Raw genomic sequence first — 1862 nt, 5'->3', positions numbered from 1 at the left:
AAGCGTTTCAAGTTTAAGTCTAGCTAGCTCAAGACTTAGCGTTACATAGTTTATTTTTTTCCTGTCCACCTACTTAGTCATAAATGGCATATTCCAGCGACCTAACCGACGAGGAGTGGGAAATCATTGAGCCACTCTTACCTCAAAAAAAGTAAACGACACCGCCTCGGTGGACTTGCGCCTCAAATTTTGAACGGCATCCTCTACCAACTGAAGGACGGTGGCAACTGGGGTGACCTGCCCTGTCTACCTGCCACCCTACTGCACAGTATTTTGGCACTACAAGCAGTGGCACTCAGACGGCGTGTTAGTAGAGCAGATTCGAGATACTTTGTACGCCCAAGCGAACACAGGTCAAAAAAAAACAACATGGACAATGTTGCTAATCATCGACTCACAAGCGGTGAAAAACACCTGTAATGCTGGAGTTGAATCCAAAGGGTTTTACTTTTACAAAGCTACCAATGGCATCAAGCGTCATTTGGCAGTGGATAGCCTGGGATTCCCGTTCTTCATTCATTGCAGTCCTTGCTAATGTGTCCGATGACCAGGGATTGATTGAGATGCTAGCAGCCAACATTAATTACTTCAAGGATAGACCTGATGACTTGCCCCAACTTAGGACTTACGCCTTGACAAATCAGCCCAAATATGAAGCAAGTGCTAAAATTACGGAATTCCTTTAGCAGGTTTAATTTTGGCCATCACAAACAATTGCAAAAATCTCTTAAATGCAGATTTTTTGCGAGGATATTAATAGGAACTTAGCGGTTAGTTAATAATATTCAGCTTTTAGACCTACTTTTTGATTCAGGTAATGGAGAATAAAATCACGGGCTACTTCTAACGATAAATTTCTTTGAATTTCATACCAATTATCAATCAATGCCTCTGCCCTCATCAATTCTAATTGGACAAAAGCCCGAATTGAACAGAAGAAATGGGTGACAATAGCCGGAGAACTTCTCACAATAAATTTTTTAATCCCACAAAGTTGTTTGATGGCTCTGTGGTAACATTCAATTCCCCAATGTATCGAATGTGTGGTCAGAAAATCACTTCTATAGCAATCCTAAATCATTATCATGATTGTGATATAATTATATGCAATACTTGATTGTGACCATAAAAAAATGAATAACTTACAACTGCCACAAAAAGATAGGGAAAAAGAAATAGCTTGTTTAGAAGCTTTCATTAAAAGCGATATCGATGCCAGAGAACTCAAACGAGCAATAGCTGTAAGGATGGCGCTTGCAGGTAATATCTACCATGAAATTAGCAAAATTTTAGGTGTAAGTAAATTTTTTATTGGTTATTGGAAAAAACAATGTGAAACCAAAGGCATCGCCGGAATCAAACTAGGACATAAAGGGTCAAAAGGGTATTTAACAGCTCAACAAAATGATGAAGTAATCGAGTGGTTAAAGAATAAATAATATTGGAATTTAGATGAGCTGGTTACTTATTTAGAGCGAGAATTTGGTGTGGTATATAAATCAAAACAGAGTTACTATGAACTTTTCGATCGGGCGAAAATTAGTTGGAAAAAAACTCAAAAAACCAATCCTAAATTTGATGAAGAACTGGTAAAAAAAAAGACAGAAGAAATTAACGATATTTTATTTAAAAACAAGGCTGGTATAGAATCTGGGGAAACAATAGTATTGTTTTTAGATGAATGTCATCTACTTCATGGTGATTTGACTGGTTATGTTTGGGGTCAATCCAAAATCAGAATAGAAGTCCCAATTACCTGGCGGGGTGACAACCCCGCCACAACCAAGATAGAGTGAGGTGTTAACCGACTTGTGGTAAAAAAAGATAGGTCAGAAGAAGGTTCCCAACGACCTATCAAAAAA

The 1862-nt window shown here is 38.2% G+C and carries 2 protein-coding genes and 2 pseudogenes; 3 read left to right on the top strand and 1 reads right to left on the bottom strand.

Going from position 1 to position 1862, the window contains the following annotated elements; genetic code table 11:
- The first annotated feature begins 464 nt into the window (after positions 1-464).
- Positions 465-686: a hypothetical protein gene (locus tag QUA45_RS28670; RefSeq protein WP_333101290.1), complete on the top strand. Its 222-nt coding sequence runs from the start codon at positions 465-467 to the stop codon at positions 684-686.
- Positions 687-775: 89 nt separating this feature from the next.
- Here QUA45_RS28670 and QUA45_RS28665 read toward each other — a convergent pair.
- A pseudogene (locus tag QUA45_RS28665) lies at positions 776-1042 on the bottom strand (IS701 family transposase); the annotation flags it as partial.
- A gap of 91 nt (positions 1043-1133) precedes the next feature.
- Here QUA45_RS28665 and QUA45_RS28660 point away from each other — a divergent pair.
- Together QUA45_RS28660 and QUA45_RS28655 are read left to right on the top strand one after the other, a co-directional pair.
- Positions 1134-1439 carry a helix-turn-helix domain-containing protein gene (locus QUA45_RS28660; protein WP_333101291.1) on the top strand — a complete coding sequence of 102 codons (306 nt, stop codon included), beginning with the start codon at positions 1134-1136 and terminating at the stop codon, positions 1437-1439.
- Positions 1440-1451: 12 nt separating this feature from the next.
- A pseudogene (locus tag QUA45_RS28655) lies at positions 1452-1796 on the top strand (winged helix-turn-helix domain-containing protein); the annotation flags it as partial.
- Between the last annotated feature and the right edge of the window lie 66 nt (positions 1797-1862).

Origin of the sequence: Microcoleus sp. Pol12A5 (genome assembly GCF_036701435.1) — a bacterium.
GTDB lineage: Bacteria > Cyanobacteriota > Cyanobacteriia > Cyanobacteriales > Microcoleaceae > Microcoleus.
The sequence above is the reverse complement of the archived record's forward strand: the minus strand, read 5'-3'. Positions and strand labels throughout refer to the sequence as shown.

What these genes read in the sequence shown, in the direction of transcription:
- QUA45_RS28670 (WP_333101290.1), top strand. Translation starts at nt 465, where the DNA reads ATGGCATCAAGCGTCATTTGGCAGTGGATAGCCTGGGATTCCCGTTCT.
- QUA45_RS28660 (WP_333101291.1), top strand. Translation starts at nt 1,134, where the DNA reads ATGAATAACTTACAACTGCCACAAAAAGATAGGGAAAAAGAAATAGCT.